General features: G+C 68.0%; 1 protein-coding gene. It reads left to right on the plus strand.

Annotation, left to right across the window (positions count from 1 at the left end; translation table 11 throughout):
* A partial coding sequence (locus tag ACZ32T_RS32505) for a tetratricopeptide repeat protein (protein WP_467370752.1) occupies positions 1-275 on the plus strand: 275 nt, incomplete at both ends.

A 275-nucleotide genomic window follows, 5' to 3' on the forward strand; every position in this document is an offset into this window, starting at 1 on the left:
GCCGCACTCGAACTCAACCCCACACTCGACTGGGTACTCGGGTCTCGCGGGGAGGTACACCGTGAGGCCGGTCGCTACGACCAGGCCATCACCGACCTCACCGCCGCACTCGAACTCAACCCCACCGGTGTGTGGGCACTGGGCCGGCGCGGCCAAACACACCGTGAGGCCGGTCGCTACGACCAGGCCATCACCGACCTCACCGCCGCACTCGAACTCAACCCCACACTCGACTGGGTACTCGGGTCTCGCGGGGAGGTACACCGTGAGGCCGG

Source organism: Streptomyces sp. NPDC023573 (assembly GCF_055559735.1).